Source organism: Paracoccus bogoriensis (genome assembly GCF_019431455.1).
Classification (GTDB): Bacteria; Pseudomonadota; Alphaproteobacteria; order Rhodobacterales; family Rhodobacteraceae; genus Paracoccus; species Paracoccus bogoriensis.
Window position 1 is genome coordinate 23,742 of sequence record NZ_JAHYSR010000030.1, and the last position, 11,983, is coordinate 35,724.

19 protein-coding genes and 1 pseudogene are annotated in these 11,983 nt (G+C 71.4%); 18 read left to right on the top strand and 2 right to left on the bottom strand.

Annotation, left to right across the window (positions count from 1 at the left end; all coding sequences use genetic code 11):
• Window positions 1-63 precede the first annotated feature (63 nt).
• The 11 genes from KY389_RS15680 to KY389_RS13320 all read left to right on the top strand — a co-directional run bounded on the left by KY389_RS15680 (window position 64) and on the right by KY389_RS13320 (window position 6,302).
• Complete coding sequence (locus tag KY389_RS15680) at window positions 64-753, top strand: phage portal protein (RefSeq protein WP_281426538.1); 690 nt, start codon at window positions 64-66, stop codon at window positions 751-753.
• A gap of 4 nt (window positions 754-757) precedes the next feature.
• Complete coding sequence (locus tag KY389_RS13275; RefSeq protein ID WP_219831470.1) at window positions 758-1,834, top strand: head maturation protease, ClpP-related; 1,077 nt, start codon at window positions 758-760, stop codon at window positions 1,832-1,834.
• Between the two features lie 4 nt (window positions 1,835-1,838).
• A complete protein-coding gene (locus KY389_RS13280; protein ID WP_219831472.1) occupies window positions 1,839-2,210 on the top strand; it encodes a head decoration protein in 372 nt (123 codons plus the stop codon).
• 24 nt (window positions 2,211-2,234) lie between these two features.
• A complete protein-coding gene (locus KY389_RS15685) occupies window positions 2,235-2,492 on the top strand; it encodes a major capsid protein (protein WP_219831473.1) in 258 nt (85 codons plus the stop codon).
• A gap of 4 nt (window positions 2,493-2,496) precedes the next feature.
• Window positions 2,497-3,285, top strand: coding sequence for a major capsid protein (locus KY389_RS13290; protein WP_219831474.1), 789 nt, complete (start codon window positions 2,497-2,499; stop codon window positions 3,283-3,285).
• The gene (locus tag KY389_RS13295) at window positions 3,285-3,596 is read left to right on the top strand and encodes a head-tail joining protein (RefSeq protein WP_219831475.1); all 312 of its coding nucleotides are present in this window, start codon (window positions 3,285-3,287) and stop codon (window positions 3,594-3,596) included. The genes KY389_RS13290 and KY389_RS13295 overlap by 1 nt, the downstream gene beginning before the upstream one ends.
• A 5-nt stretch (window positions 3,597-3,601) precedes the next feature.
• The gene (locus KY389_RS13300) at window positions 3,602-4,231 is read left to right on the top strand and encodes a DUF6441 family protein (protein WP_219831476.1); all 630 of its coding nucleotides are present in this window, start codon (window positions 3,602-3,604) and stop codon (window positions 4,229-4,231) included.
• Entirely contained in the window at window positions 4,228-4,644 is a 417-nt protein-coding gene (locus KY389_RS13305) for an acyl-CoA transferase (RefSeq protein ID WP_219831477.1), read from the top strand. The genes KY389_RS13300 and KY389_RS13305 overlap by 4 nt, the downstream gene beginning before the upstream one ends.
• A 22-nt stretch (window positions 4,645-4,666) precedes the next feature.
• Window positions 4,667-5,614 carry a phage tail tube protein gene (locus tag KY389_RS13310; protein ID WP_219831478.1) on the top strand — a complete coding sequence of 316 codons (948 nt, stop codon included), beginning with the start codon at window positions 4,667-4,669 and terminating at the stop codon, window positions 5,612-5,614.
• Window positions 5,614-6,051, top strand: coding sequence for a hypothetical protein (locus KY389_RS13315; protein ID WP_219831479.1), 438 nt, complete (start codon window positions 5,614-5,616; stop codon window positions 6,049-6,051). The genes KY389_RS13310 and KY389_RS13315 overlap by 1 nt, the downstream gene beginning before the upstream one ends.
• Before the next feature lie 80 nt (window positions 6,052-6,131).
• Window positions 6,132-6,302 (top strand): DUF7697 family protein, encoded by a 171-nt coding sequence (locus tag KY389_RS13320; protein ID WP_246588125.1) that lies wholly within the window; start codon window positions 6,132-6,134, stop codon window positions 6,300-6,302.
• Here the strand turns inward: KY389_RS13320 and KY389_RS13325 are convergent.
• Both KY389_RS13325 and KY389_RS13330 read right to left on the bottom strand, forming a co-directional pair.
• Window positions 6,273-6,563 carry a HigA family addiction module antitoxin gene (locus KY389_RS13325; RefSeq protein ID WP_219831480.1) on the bottom strand — a complete coding sequence of 97 codons (291 nt, stop codon included), beginning with the start codon at window positions 6,561-6,563 and terminating at the stop codon, window positions 6,273-6,275. The two genes, KY389_RS13320 and KY389_RS13325, sit on opposite strands and share 30 nt — an antisense overlap.
• A gap of 11 nt (window positions 6,564-6,574) precedes the next feature.
• Complete coding sequence (locus KY389_RS13330) at window positions 6,575-6,865, bottom strand: type II toxin-antitoxin system RelE/ParE family toxin (RefSeq protein WP_343222966.1); 291 nt, start codon at window positions 6,863-6,865, stop codon at window positions 6,575-6,577.
• Between the two features lie 38 nt (window positions 6,866-6,903).
• Here KY389_RS13330 and KY389_RS13335 point away from each other — a divergent pair, with 38 nt between their 5' ends.
• The 7 genes and pseudogenes from KY389_RS13335 to KY389_RS13365 all read left to right on the top strand — a co-directional run.
• Complete coding sequence (locus tag KY389_RS13335; RefSeq protein ID WP_219831481.1) at window positions 6,904-9,090, top strand: phage tail tape measure C-terminal domain-containing protein; 2,187 nt, start codon at window positions 6,904-6,906, stop codon at window positions 9,088-9,090.
• A 3-nt stretch (window positions 9,091-9,093) separates the two neighbouring features.
• Complete coding sequence (locus tag KY389_RS13340; RefSeq protein ID WP_219831482.1) at window positions 9,094-9,261, top strand: hypothetical protein; 168 nt, start codon at window positions 9,094-9,096, stop codon at window positions 9,259-9,261.
• Between the two features lie 10 nt (window positions 9,262-9,271).
• The gene (locus tag KY389_RS13345) at window positions 9,272-9,898 is read left to right on the top strand and encodes a DUF2460 domain-containing protein (RefSeq protein WP_219831483.1); all 627 of its coding nucleotides are present in this window, start codon (window positions 9,272-9,274) and stop codon (window positions 9,896-9,898) included.
• The gene (locus KY389_RS13350) at window positions 9,895-10,242 is read left to right on the top strand and encodes a hypothetical protein (RefSeq protein WP_219831484.1); all 348 of its coding nucleotides are present in this window, start codon (window positions 9,895-9,897) and stop codon (window positions 10,240-10,242) included. Before KY389_RS13345 ends, KY389_RS13350 begins: the two co-directional genes overlap by 4 nt.
• Before the next feature lie 128 nt (window positions 10,243-10,370).
• Entirely contained in the window at window positions 10,371-11,042 is a 672-nt protein-coding gene (locus tag KY389_RS13355; RefSeq protein WP_219831485.1) for a lysozyme, read from the top strand.
• 4 nt (window positions 11,043-11,046) lie between these two features.
• Window positions 11,047-11,277 carry a hypothetical protein gene (locus KY389_RS13360; RefSeq protein WP_219831486.1) on the top strand — a complete coding sequence of 77 codons (231 nt, stop codon included), beginning with the start codon at window positions 11,047-11,049 and terminating at the stop codon, window positions 11,275-11,277.
• Window positions 11,278-11,361: 84 nt separating this feature from the next.
• Window positions 11,362-11,940: pseudogene (locus KY389_RS13365) on the top strand (DUF2163 domain-containing protein); the annotation flags it as partial.
• Between the last annotated feature and the right edge of the window lie 43 nt (window positions 11,941-11,983).

An 11,983-nucleotide genomic window follows, 5' to 3' on the forward strand; every position in this document is an offset into this window, starting at 1 on the left:
GATCGATCCGAGGTGGAGGACGCCCGGCAGGGCAGGATCACCAAGACGGCGCCGGAAGAGCCGATGCTGGGCGAGGCCGAGGCGGACGCCGACGGCGCGGCCATCGCGAGCCTCGAGCCCGGCACGATGCAGGTGTTGCTGCCCGGCGAGGATGTGAAGTTCTCGACCCCCGCGGATGTCGGCGGGGGCTACGAGGCGTTCCAGTACCGGACCTTGCTGGCCGTGTCGGCGTCGCTGGGGCTGCCCTATCACCTCGTGACCGGCGACGTCCGGCAGGCAAACTATTCGAGCCTGCGCGCTGAACTGGTCGAGTTCCGTCGCCGGGTGCAGCAGCTCCAGCACGGGGTGCTCGCGCATCAGCTCTGCCGCCCGGTCTGGGCGCGGTGGATGGAGACGGCGGTGCTGGCGGGTGCACTCGACCTGCCGGGCTATGCCGCGGCGCCGGGACGGTTCCGCGCGGTGCAGTGGATCCCGCCGCGCTGGGACTGGGTCGATCCCTTGAAGGACATCCAGGCGCAGGTTCTGGCGATGGAGGCCGGCATCACCTCGCGGCGCAAGGTGGTCGAAGCCACCGGCTACGACGTCGAGGAAGTGGACCGCGAGAATGCGGCGGACGCGGCCCGCGCGGCCGATCTGGGCCTCAGCTACCGCACCAGCCCGGGCGAGGCGCAGGGCGCAAGGGTGACCCCGGCCGCCCGGCCGGAGCCCGGTGACGGTCCCACGGCGGCTGATCCCGCGACAGAACAGGAGTGACGACATGGCAGGCTGGTACACGATCCGCGCCCGCGACGGCGGCGCGGAGGTGGCGATCCATGACGAGATCGGGGCTGAGGGCGTCTCGGCGAAGGGGTTTCTCGCGGAGCTCGGTGCGATCCCGGACGGGGCGCCGATCCTTGTGCGGATCAACAGCCCCGGCGGATCGGTCTTCGACGCGGTCGCGATCCACAACGCGCTGAAGCGCCACGCGGGCACCGTGACGGTCTGGATCGACGGGATCGCCGCCTCCGCCGCCTCCTATGTGGCGATGGCGGGCGACGAGATCGTCATGCCGGAGAACGCCTTCCTGATGATCCACGACCCCGCGGGGCTGGTCATGGGCACGGCCGCGGACATGCGGGCGATGGCCGAGACGCTGGACAAGATCGCCGCCACCATGGTCCGCGGCTATGCCGCGCGCGCGGGCCGCCCCGAGGACGAGATCGCCGCGCTGATGGCGGCCGAGACCTGGTTCGACGCCGAGGAGGCGCTGGCCGCAGGCCTCGCCACGCGCATCGCCGAGCCCGTGCGCATCGCCGCCCGCTTCGACATCGCCCGCTTCCGCAACGCGCCCCCGGCGCTGCTCGAAGCGATCGAGGCCGGTGCGGACCCCGCCGAAACCGTTCCGGACGGGAACGGTTCCGACGAGCCCGCGGCCGAGGGCGACGCGGCGGACGACGATGCCGGCGCCGCTGATCGGGCGCAGAAGCCGGACAGCGCCGGCGCGGATGTCTCGGAGGGCAACAGCCCTCCGGGCGCGGCCGAGGGCTCCGGTGCCGTGGTCAGCGCAGCCCACGACGCAGCCCCCGATACGGGCCGCGACGCCAGCGCCATCCGCGCCGAGGCCATGGCGCGGGCGCGCGCCGTGGTCGATCTCTGCTGCCTCGCCGGTCTCCCGCAAATGGCGTCCCGCTTCCTCGCCGAGTGCGCAAGCCTCGACGAAGTCCGTGCAGCCCTCCTGGCCGCCCGCGCCGAGGCTGCGCCCGAGATCGCGCCCCATCACCCGCAGCCCGGCCGCAGCACCGCCGCGCGCCCCTGGGGCGAGATCGTCGCCCGCACCTTCAAGCTGAAAGGATAAGCGCATGACCACCCTCGTCGAAGGCCCCTATCCGGGCGGCTTCCTCGTCTGGGAAGTCCTCCGCGACTATACCCGCGAGACCGTCACCCTTGCCTCGGGCGCAGGCAAGCTCGCCCCCGGCACGGTGCTGGGAAAGATTACCACCGGCGGCAAGTACACAAGGCTGACGCCCGGCGCCTCGAACGGCAGCCAGAACGCCGCCGGCATCCTCTGGGGCACGGCCGACGCCACCGACGAAGATGCGCCGGGGGTCGTCCTTGTCCGCGGCCCGGCCCTCGTCAACCGCCACGAGATCCTCTGGCCCGACGGCATCACCGAGCCCCAGACCGCCACCGCCATCGCCGCGCTCGCGGCGCTCGGCATCCTCCTGCGCTGAGCGCGCCCGGGAAAGGACATCCTCATGGCCACCATGGACATCTTCGAAGGCGATGCCTTCACCATCGTCGAGCTCACCCGCGCGCTCGAGAACATCCCCTACAAGCCGGCGCTGCTTTCGGGCTCGAACCTCTTCAGTCCGCGCGGGGTGCGTGCGCGCACCGTCGTGATCGAGAGCCGCGACGGCACGCTCTCGCTGATCCCGTTCTCGGAACGCGGCTCGGCCTACGAGCAACAGATCCCCGACCGGCGCGAGATGCGCGCCGCGCGCCAGCGGGCTTGAACCGGTGGCGCCCACTGTCGCGCTCTGCCGGCAGTTCAAGAAGCAGGACGTGCTCTGGGCCTCCGAAATCCAGTCGGTGCGCGACTTCGGCTCGGAGTCCGCCGTCCAGCAGGTGCAGACCGAGGTGGCGTACCGGCTGCGCAGGCTCCGCCAGGATGCCGAGGCGACCTTCGAGTATCACCTCCTGAACGGCATCCAGGGTCTGGTGAAGGACCCGAAGGACCATGCGGTCGTGGTCAACTACTTCACCGAGTTCGGCATCGCGCCTGCGGCCGAGATCGACTTCGACCTCGACAATGCCACGCCCGCCTCGGGCGCGCTGCGCAAGCGCTGCCAGGCGCTGATCGAGAGCGTCGAGGAGTCGATGGGCGGACTCGCGGCCGGCGCGGTGCAGGTGCGCGCCGAGTGCGGCTCGGCCTTCTTTGCCGATCTCGTGGCCCACAAGGAGGTGCGCGAGACCTATCTCAACACCGCCGCGGCGGCCGACCTGCGCGGCCGGGTGGCCGACGAGGTCAGCTTCGGCGGCATCACCTTCCGCCGCTACCGGGGCGGGGCGGGCTTCGGCGTGCCGACCGACAAGGCATATTTCTACCCCGAGGGCGTCGAGGGGCTCTTCGAGATCTGTTACGCCCCCGCCGACACGTTCGAGACGGTCAACACCCTCGGCCTGCCGCTCTACGCGCGCATCATCCCCGACCGCGACCGTGACGAATGGGTGCGCCTCGAGATCGAGAGCAATCCCCTCCCCATCTGCACCCGCCCGCAGGTGCTGCGCAGCGCGCGGCGGACGTGATGACCGTCGTCGCCGCGGCGCTGGACGCGCTCTTCGCGGACGCCAACATCGCCCGCGACGCCGTCTACATCGCCGAGGGCGGCACTCCACGGCTCGTCCGGGTGGTCGCGCGGCGCGCGGACGAGGTCGCCAGCTTCGGCGAGGCCAGGCTCTGGTCCGAGACCACCCGCATCGACCTGCGCGTGGCCGAGGTTCCCGAGCCCCGGCCCGGGGAGCGGATCGAGCTCGACGGCGAGGCTTTCCTCGTCCAGGGCGAGCCCGTTCGCGACCGCGAGCGGCTGGTCTGGACCGTCGATCTGAGGCCCGCGTGACCCCGATGAAGCTGAAGCTCGACATCGCACCCGACATCGTCGCGATGATGGCAGCCGAGATCCGGGCGGGCGAGAGGGCCGTCACCGCCGCCACGCGCGAGGCGGCGGGCAGCCTCAAGACCGCCTGGCGCGGGCAGATCACCGGTGCCGGGCTGGGGCAGCGGCTGGCCAACATCATTCGGGCGGAGCAGTTCCCGAAGGGCAAGGCGAGCCTGAATGCAGCGGCGCTGGTCTGGTCGAAGGCGCCGGTGATCGTCGGCGCGCATGACACCGGCCCGCTGATCCGGTCGCGCAACGGGTTCTGGCTCGCCATCCCGACCGAGGCCGCCGGACGCGGGGTCCGAGGCGGCAAGATCACCCCGGGCCAGTGGGAGCGGCGCTCGGGGTTGCGCCTGCGCTTCGTCTATCGGCGAACCGGGCCGAGCCTGCTGGTGGCCGAAGCGCGGCTGAACACCAAGGGCCGCGCCGTGGCGTCACGGTCGAAGACCGGCCGCTGCGTCGCCACGGTGCCGATCTTCCTGCTCGTGCCACAGGTCAGGCTGCCGAAGCGCCTCGATCTGGCGCGCGACGCCGACCGGGCGCTCGACCGCCTGCCGGGGCTGATTGTCGCGAACTGGGTGGAGGATCGCCTGTGACCGACCGCGAAGCCGTCCTGCAGGCGCTGTTCGCGGCGCTCTCCGCGCTGCCTGCCACCGTGCTGCGCGGGGAGGTGGTCCCTGAGCGGGTGCCGGCGGCGGGGCTCGTGATCCTGCGCGACGGCGATCCGGGGGAGCCCGACGTGACGCTCTCGCCGCTCGAATACCATTGGCGGCACCGGGCGGAGCTGGAGGCGGTGGTCCAGGGCGCAAGCCGCGACGCGGACTTCGACGATCTCTGCGCCGCGATCGCGGCGGCGCTCGCCGCCGACCGCACGCTGGGCGGCGCCTGCGACTGGGCCGAGCCCGGGCCGCCGCGCCCGGTCGATCTGGCCGTCGAGGGAGCGGCGGCGCTCAAGGCCGCCGTCATCCCCGTGACCCTTCACTACACCACAGCCGCCGCGCTCGGCTGATCCATCAAACGAGGAGACGACCATGGCCACGGCGCTCGGCAGCCGGGCGGGCCTCGCGCTTGCCTACGAGACGACCTACGGCACCCCGCCCGCGACCGGCTACCGGACGCTCGGCTTCGTGCGGATGGATTACGGCGCGCAGCAGGAGCTTGTGGCCTCCGACCTGCTCGGCACCGGCCGCGACCCCGACACGCCGATGCAGGGCTTCATCGATGTGGACCTCTCCGGCGAGGTGCCGGTGGACCTGCGCCAGATCGGCTTCTGGCTGAAGCTCGCCTTCGGCAACCCGACCACGACCGAGTATGCGGGCGTCTTCACCCATGTCTGGGAGTCGGGCTCCTACACGCTGCCCTCGGCCGCGATCGAGGTGCAGAACCCCGACGTGCCCTCCTTCGCCATGCACGGCGGCTGCGTGCTGAACGAGATCGGCTGGGGCTTCCGCCGCGCGGACGAGACCCTGAACGCCAGCGTCTCGCTGATCGCGCGGTCCGAGACGACGGCCGCGACGAGCGGGGCGGGAACGCCTGCGGCGGTCGAGCGGCTGCGGGTCGGGCATTTCCACGGGCAAATCCTGCGCAACGGCGCGCCGCTCGGCGGGGTGACCGAAGGGTCTTTCCGCTACGCCAACGGGCTCGAGCGGATCGCCACGGTGCGCGGCGACGGGCTGATCGAGGGGGTCGATCCGGGCATGGCCGCGCTGACCGGCGATCTGACGGTGCGCTTTGCCGACCATGCGCTGCTCGACCAGGCGAAGGACGGCGCGCCCTGCGAGCTGACCCTGCGCTGGCAGCGCAGCGCGACGCAGTCGCTGACGATCGTCGCCCATGCCGTCCATCTCTCGCGCCCGCGCCGGCAGCTGCAGGGGCCGGGGGCGGTGCAGACACAGTTCTCCTGGCAGGCGGCCAGGGCGAGCTCGCCCGCGCGCATGTGCACGGTGACGCTCATCAACGATGTGGAGGACTACGTCTGATGCTGCGGCTCGACCTTGCGAATGCGCCCCGCTGGCTGGAGCTTCTGCCCGGCGTCCGGCTGAAGCTCCGCCCGCTGACCACCGCGCTGATGGTGGCGGCCCGCAGCGATCCGGCGGTCGAGGCCCTGCCGCCCGAGGCCACCACCGAGGAGCTGGCGCTTGCCATGGCCAAGGCGGTCGCCCGTCTGGCGATCCTCGAATGGGAAGGCGTCGGCGATGCCGAGGGCCACCCGGTCGGGGTCAGCCCCGAGGGCATCGACGCGCTCCTCGACCTCTGGCCCGCCTTCGAGGCCTTCCAGGCTGGCTATGTCGCCAAGGGCCTGCTGCTGGAACAGGAAAAAAACGCCTCGTCGCCCTCGCCGAATGGTCCTACGGCGGGGGCGAGGCCTTCTGCGCAGCCTGCCCGCAGGTCTGCCCGGAGTGCCCCGCGCGCCTGAACCGGCCCCTCAGCTGGGAAGGCACGCAGGTCTGGGACCTGGCACAACGCCTCGGCGGCCAGCTGCGCATCGCGGCGGGCATGACCAGCGCGGTGATCGGCTGGGATCTTGGCGTGGCGCTGGCGCTAGGCCGCGCGCTGGGCGTCCCGCCGCTGGCCATGGCCGAGTTCCTGCCCGCCATCGAGGCTGTGATGGTGCGCAGGATCAACGAGGCACTCGCCTCAGGCAGCCCGCAGGGGCACGATCCCTGAGACATCGACGGTCTCTCGCGCGCGGGCGAGGTCCCAGGCGCGCTGGAGGTTCATCCAGTACTCCGGCGTGGTCCCGAAGTAGCGGGCGAGCCGCATCGCCGTGTCGGCGCTTAGCGACGTCTCGCCCTTCACCAGCCGTTCGATCCGCGTGCGCGGCACCTGCAGCTGTCGCGCCAGGGCCGGCGCGCTCATCCCCAGGGGCCGCAGGTAGAGTTCGTGGAGGACTTCGCCGGGATGGGAGGGGTCGGTGATCAGGCTCATCGTCGTTCCTTTCAATGGTAGTCCACGATCTCGACATCCTGCGGGCCCTGATCCGTCCAGACGAAACAGATGCGCCACTGATCGTTGATCCGGACCGAATGCTGTCCCGCGCGGTCCCCGCTCAGGGCTTCCAAATGGTTGCCCGGAGGAAAGCGCAGGTCCTCGAGCTGCACGGCCGCATCAAGCGCCGAGAGCATGGCGCGCGTCCGCCGGACCAGATCGGCCGGGAACTCCTTGCCGAAGCGGCCCCGAACCGCCGCCGCGGCAAGCTTTCCCCGGGTGCTGACGATCATGCAGCGCATGTATCATGCCGTGATACAAAAATCAAGGTTTGAGCCCCATGACCGAAAAGCGTGTCAGCGTCCGTCTTGCGGCGGTGGGCGGTCGGCAGGTGCGTGCCGAACTCGAGGGCGTCGGCGAAGCGGGCGCGCGCGGCTTCGGCCGCCTGTCGCGCGAAATGGAGCAGGCCAACACCCGGCTTGCCGCCTTCGCGCGGCGCGCGCGGATCGCGGCGGCGGCAGCGGCCGGGGCGCTGGCGGCGGCGGCCACGGCGATGATCCGTTCGGGGCTGTCCGTCGTGGATGCGCAGGCTAAGCTCGCGGCCTCGCTGGATACCACAGTTGAGGGCATTCAGGTGCTCGAGCGTGCAGGCGATCTGGCGGGCGTGTCGATGGGCCAGGTCGAACAGGCGGCGATGCAGCTCACCCGGCGACTGAGCCAGGCGGCCGCTGGAGCTGGCCCCGCGACCGAGGCGCTGCGCCGGTTGCGGCTGTCGGCCGGGGAGTTGCAGGCTATGCCGCTCGATCAACGGATCGCGCTGATCCAGGACCGGCTGGCGGACCTCGTGCCTGAGGCGGAACGTGCGGCGGTCGCCTCGCAGCTCTTCGGCGACCGTGCGGCGCTGGTCTTCACCCGGATCGACACGGCCACGCTGCGGCAGGCAACGCAGGATGTGCGGGAGTTCGGGGTGGTCGTCTCGGACCAGGACGCCCGCCAGATCGAGCGGACCAACGACGCCATCTCGCGCCTCGGCCTGATCTGGCGGGGGCTGTCGAACCAGCTCGCCGTTGCCGCCGCCCCTGCGCTGGAAGCCGTCGCCGATGCGATGGCAGCGGTCGCGCGCACCACCGGTCCGCTCGGGATCGCGATCCGCACGCTCTTCGACAATCTGGGCAGGCTGGTCAGCATCGGTGCCACCTTCGCGGCCCTGATGGCTGGGCGCTGGGTCGCGGGGCTCGCGGCAGCAGCGCTGTCGGTCCGGGGGCTGGCCACGGCGCTCGTGGTCCTGCGCGGCGCGCTGATCCGGACCGGCATCGGCGCCCTGATCATCGGCGCGGGCGAGCTGGTCTATCAGTTCTCCCGCCTCGTCACGGGTGCCGGGGGCTTCGGCAATGCACTGGAGCTGATGGGCAACGTGGCCCGCGCGGTCTGGGACGGCATCAAGACCACGATGGGCTCGCTGGTCGACGACTTCCGGGCGCTGCGCGCGGATATCGAGAGCATCTGGACGCGGCTCATGGCCTTCCTCGCAGGCAAATGGGCCGATTTCCTCGGGATGATCGGGCCGACCTTCGCCGCCGTGGCCGACCGGATCGGCGCGGATTTCCAGATCGACTGGTTCGGGGCGCAGTCCTGGGCCTCGATGCTCGACCACGCCGCCAGCAACGCGGGAACCATGGCCGAACGCTTCCGCCAGCGGGCGGCGGACACGCGCGCGGGGGCGTTCGACGGGGTCCGCGAGGCCGTCACCGCGCTGGTCGAGGCGGTGCGCGGGTCGGGCGAGGAAACCGAGGGTGCGCTCGATGCCGCCGCCGCCGGGGCCCGGCGCGTCGCGGACGCGCTGGACGAGGCAGAAACCTCGGCAGGACGTGCTGGCGCTGCCGGACGGCAGGCCGGGACGGATACGGCGACTGGTGCGGATGAGGCCGTCACCGGATGGCAGACGGTCACCGCCGCGCTCGCCGACTATGCCGCAAGAGCGCGCGAGATCGGCGCGGATATCGGCCAGGCGCTGGTCGGGGCGTTCGGGGCGGCCGAGAACGCAGTCGCGGACTTCGTGCGCAAGGGCAAGCTCGACTTCCGCGATCTGGTGACCTCGATGATCGCCGATCTGGCCCGGCTTGCCGCGCGACGCTTCATCCTCGGCCCGCTGGCGGGGCTGCTGTCGGGTGTCCTCGGTGGTGCGGGCGGCATGTTCGCCTCCGTCCTGCACGCAGGCGGCACGGTGGGCGCGCCCGGTCCCGGCCGGATGGTTCCGGCGCTCGCCTTCGCGGGTGCGCCGAGGATGCATTCGGGCGGCTGGGTCGGGCTGAAGCCGGACGAGGTGCCTGCCATCCTGCAGCGCGGCGAGCGCGTTCTCTCGCGCCGCGAAGCGGCAGGCTATGGCGCGGACGATCGACGCGTGGACGGCGGCACCACCGTCAATGTCACCATCATGACCCGCGATGCGGAGAGCTTCCGGCAATCCAGAACACAGGTTGCGGCGGACATCGCACGCGCGGTCAGTCTCGGACGCAGGGGAATGTAGTCCATGTTCGATCAGTACTTGAGGCACGCCTGCTCCGAGGCGTGCGTCGCCGAGCGCTTCCGGCAGTCGCGGACGCAGGGTGAGGCCGGTGAGTGGAACGTCCAGTGGACGTTCCACCGGCCGAACGCCGACATCGCCCGCGCGGTGTCGATGGGGCGCCGCGGCCTCTGAGGATTACCCAATGGCGTTTCACGAGGTCCGGTTTCCGGACGCGATCAGCCGTGGCGCGCGCGGCGGGCCGGAGCGGCGCACGCAGGTGGTCGAGCTCGCCTCGGGCGACGAGGAGCGCAACGCCAGCTGGGCGAACAGCCGCCGCCGTTATGATGTCGCCTACGGCATCCGCCGCGCCGACGATCTGGCCGCCGTCGTCGCCTTCTTCGAGGCGCGCAATGGCCGGCTCCACGGCTTCCGCTTCAAGGACTGGGCCGACCACAAGTCCTGCCTTCCCTCGGGCACGCCCTCGCCGCTGGACCAGCCGCTTGGGCTCGGCGACGGGGTGAGGACGACATTCCCGCTCCTGAAGCGCTACGCCTCGGGCGGTCAATCCTGGACGCGCACCATCACCAAGCCCGTTGCGGGCACCGTCCGCGTCGCGCTAGGCGGGACCGAGCAGCCCTCGGGCTGGTCGGTCCACACCACCACCGGCCTCGTCACCTTCGGCGCGGCCCCTGGCGCAGGCGTCCCCGTCACCGCGGGCTTCGAGTTCGACACCCCCGTCCGCTTCGACACCGACAAGCTCGACGTGACGCTCGACCTCGAACGCCTCGGCTCCATCGCCTCCATCCCGCTTCTGGAGATCCGAAGATGAACGACAGCGGCAGCTTTATCCTTGGCGTGCTGCGCGACGTCCTGACCTCGGCAACGGTGATCCTCGCCGCCTGGGGCGCGCTCGGCGGGGCGACGAACGCGCTGACGACCCGCATGCGCCTGCGCGATGCGATCCGGCACATCCTGCTCGGCGGGATCATCGCCGCCGGCATGGGCAGTCTCTCGATGGCCATCGTCGCCCGCTGGCTCGACCTGCCGCCCGAGACAGTGGCGGCGGGCGGGGCCGCGGGCTCGGCCGCCTATCTCGTCGGCGTCTTCGGCCCGGCCTTCATCGAGGTCGCGCTCGCCCGCCTTCGGGGCAAGGGGGGCAAGGACGATGCCTGAGCTCCAGCGTCTCGCGCGCCTCCTCCGCTGCGACAGTCCCAGCCCGGGGCGCCTCTTCGCCCACCGCCTTCGCGTCGGCCTCGTCGTCGCGGGGCTGATCCTCCTCCTCTCGCTCCTGAGGTGACCCCATGCAGACGACGACCAGGACCACGGATCGCGGCCAGCTGGCCCTGATCCGGCACGAGGGCATCGTGCCCGGCCCCTATCTCGACGTGAAGAACATCTGGACCTTCGGCATCGGCCACACGGCGGAGGCCGGGCCGCCCGATCCCGCGACCATGCCGCGCGGCACGCCCGCCGACGCGCAAGCCGGGATCCGCGAGGCGTTCCGGCTTTTCCGGTCGGACCTTGCCGCGTACGAGGCCGAGGTGCGCCGCGCCGTGAAGGTGCCGCTCGCCCCGCACGAGTTCGATGCGCTGGTCAGCTTTCACTACAACACCGGTGGCATCGCCAAGGCGGCACTGACCCGACACGTCAACGCGGGCGACCGTCAGGCGGCGGCCGATGCGTTTCTCAACTGGCGCAGGCCCGCCTCGATCATCCCGCGCCGCGAGTCCGAGCGCGATCTGTTCCGGTATGGCCGCTATCCGAGCGGATCGATCCCCGTTTGGTCCGTGGATCGGAACGGCCGCGTCGACTTCTCGCGGCCGATCCGGCGGCTGACCGAAGCCGAGGCGCTGGCCTTCATGCGCCCGAAGCCCGCGCCCCCGGCGCCCCTCGCACCCAAGCAACCCGAACCCCCGGCCAGCTGGCTCGCCTGGCTGGCCGCTGTCTTTGCCAACCTCACCCGGAGGGCCTGATCCCATGCGCTACATCCGTCCCCGATCCCTCACCTGGTGGGCCGGTCTCATGGCCGTCGCCACCGGCACCGCCAACCTGGCGCTGCCCGCAACCGGCCCGCTCGCCGAGCTCGCCCGGCTGGTCACGCTGCTCTCGGGCTCCGGCGACGCATCGCCTGCGGCGCTGATCGCGCTCGGCCTTGGCCTGATCGGCCTGCGCGACCGGCTCGAGCGTGGGTTTCACGGTCGTGATTGAGTTCCTCATCGGCATGGTCCTCGGAGGGATCATCGGCGTGACCGTCGTGGTGCTTTGCGTGGCGGCGTCGCGGGGGGATGGGGCATGAAGACTCTTCCTCCCGCCCTGCAGGCGCATCTCGACGACGGGACCACGACACTGGCCTGGTGCTGGCGGATCACCCGCGCCGATGGCGTGGCCTTCGGCTTCACCGATCACGACCGGGCGCTCAACTTCGAGGGTACGGACTTCGAGCCAGAAAGCGGGTTCACCGCGTCGGAGGTGCGGGCAGGTTCTGACCTCTCGGTCGATGCGCAGGACGCCGAGGGCGTGCTGTCCTCGGACCGGATTACCGAGACCGACATAATCGACGGCCGCTGGGACAATGCCGAGGTCGAGCTCTGGCGGGTCAACTGGGCCGATCCCGGCCAGCGCGTGCTGCTGCGCCGGGGCGCCATCGGGCAGGTCCGGCGCGGACGGGTGGCCTTCGTGGCCGAGGTGCGCAGCCTTGCCCATGTCCTGGGCCAGACCGTCGGGCGGACCTTCCAGGCGAGCTGCGACGCCACGCTGGGCGATGGCCGCTGCGGCGTGAACCTCGAGGCGATGATTTTCCGGGGCACGGGTGCAGTGACTGACCTTCTGCGCGACCGCAGGGGAATCGCATATGACCTTGGCGGTCTGAGCGGCACCCCTTGCGGCTGAGGGTGGGATGGATTCTGGGGATTTG

Excerpts from the sequence above, each read along its gene's own strand:
- KY389_RS13300 (WP_219831476.1), top strand. The coding sequence starts at position 3,602 with ATGAAGCTGAAGCTCGACATCGCACCCGACATCGTCGCGATGATGGCA.
- KY389_RS13350 (WP_219831484.1), top strand. The coding sequence starts at position 9,895 with ATGAACGACAGCGGCAGCTTTATCCTTGGCGTGCTGCGCGACGTCCTG.
- KY389_RS15685 (WP_219831473.1), top strand. The coding sequence starts at position 2,235 with ATGGCCACCATGGACATCTTCGAAGGCGATGCCTTCACCATCGTCGAG.
- KY389_RS15680 (WP_281426538.1), top strand. The coding sequence starts at position 64 with ATGCTGGGCGAGGCCGAGGCGGACGCCGACGGCGCGGCCATCGCGAGC.
- KY389_RS13275 (WP_219831470.1), top strand. The coding sequence starts at position 758 with ATGGCAGGCTGGTACACGATCCGCGCCCGCGACGGCGGCGCGGAGGTG.
- KY389_RS13345 (WP_219831483.1), top strand. The coding sequence starts at position 9,272 with ATGGCGTTTCACGAGGTCCGGTTTCCGGACGCGATCAGCCGTGGCGCG.
- KY389_RS13315 (WP_219831479.1), top strand. The coding sequence starts at position 5,614 with ATGCTGCGGCTCGACCTTGCGAATGCGCCCCGCTGGCTGGAGCTTCTG.
- KY389_RS13320 (WP_246588125.1), top strand. The coding sequence starts at position 6,132 with ATGACCAGCGCGGTGATCGGCTGGGATCTTGGCGTGGCGCTGGCGCTA.
- KY389_RS13295 (WP_219831475.1), top strand. The coding sequence starts at position 3,285 with ATGACCGTCGTCGCCGCGGCGCTGGACGCGCTCTTCGCGGACGCCAAC.
- KY389_RS13325 (WP_219831480.1), bottom strand. The coding sequence starts at position 6,563 with ATGAGCCTGATCACCGACCCCTCCCATCCCGGCGAAGTCCTCCACGAA.
- KY389_RS13280 (WP_219831472.1), top strand. The coding sequence starts at position 1,839 with ATGACCACCCTCGTCGAAGGCCCCTATCCGGGCGGCTTCCTCGTCTGG.
- KY389_RS13335 (WP_219831481.1), top strand. The coding sequence starts at position 6,904 with ATGACCGAAAAGCGTGTCAGCGTCCGTCTTGCGGCGGTGGGCGGTCGG.
- KY389_RS13310 (WP_219831478.1), top strand. The coding sequence starts at position 4,667 with ATGGCCACGGCGCTCGGCAGCCGGGCGGGCCTCGCGCTTGCCTACGAG.
- KY389_RS13330 (WP_343222966.1), bottom strand. The coding sequence starts at position 6,865 with ATGCGCTGCATGATCGTCAGCACCCGGGGAAAGCTTGCCGCGGCGGCG.
- KY389_RS13355 (WP_219831485.1), top strand. The coding sequence starts at position 10,371 with ATGCAGACGACGACCAGGACCACGGATCGCGGCCAGCTGGCCCTGATC.
- KY389_RS13340 (WP_219831482.1), top strand. The coding sequence starts at position 9,094 with ATGTTCGATCAGTACTTGAGGCACGCCTGCTCCGAGGCGTGCGTCGCC.
- KY389_RS13360 (WP_219831486.1), top strand. The coding sequence starts at position 11,047 with ATGCGCTACATCCGTCCCCGATCCCTCACCTGGTGGGCCGGTCTCATG.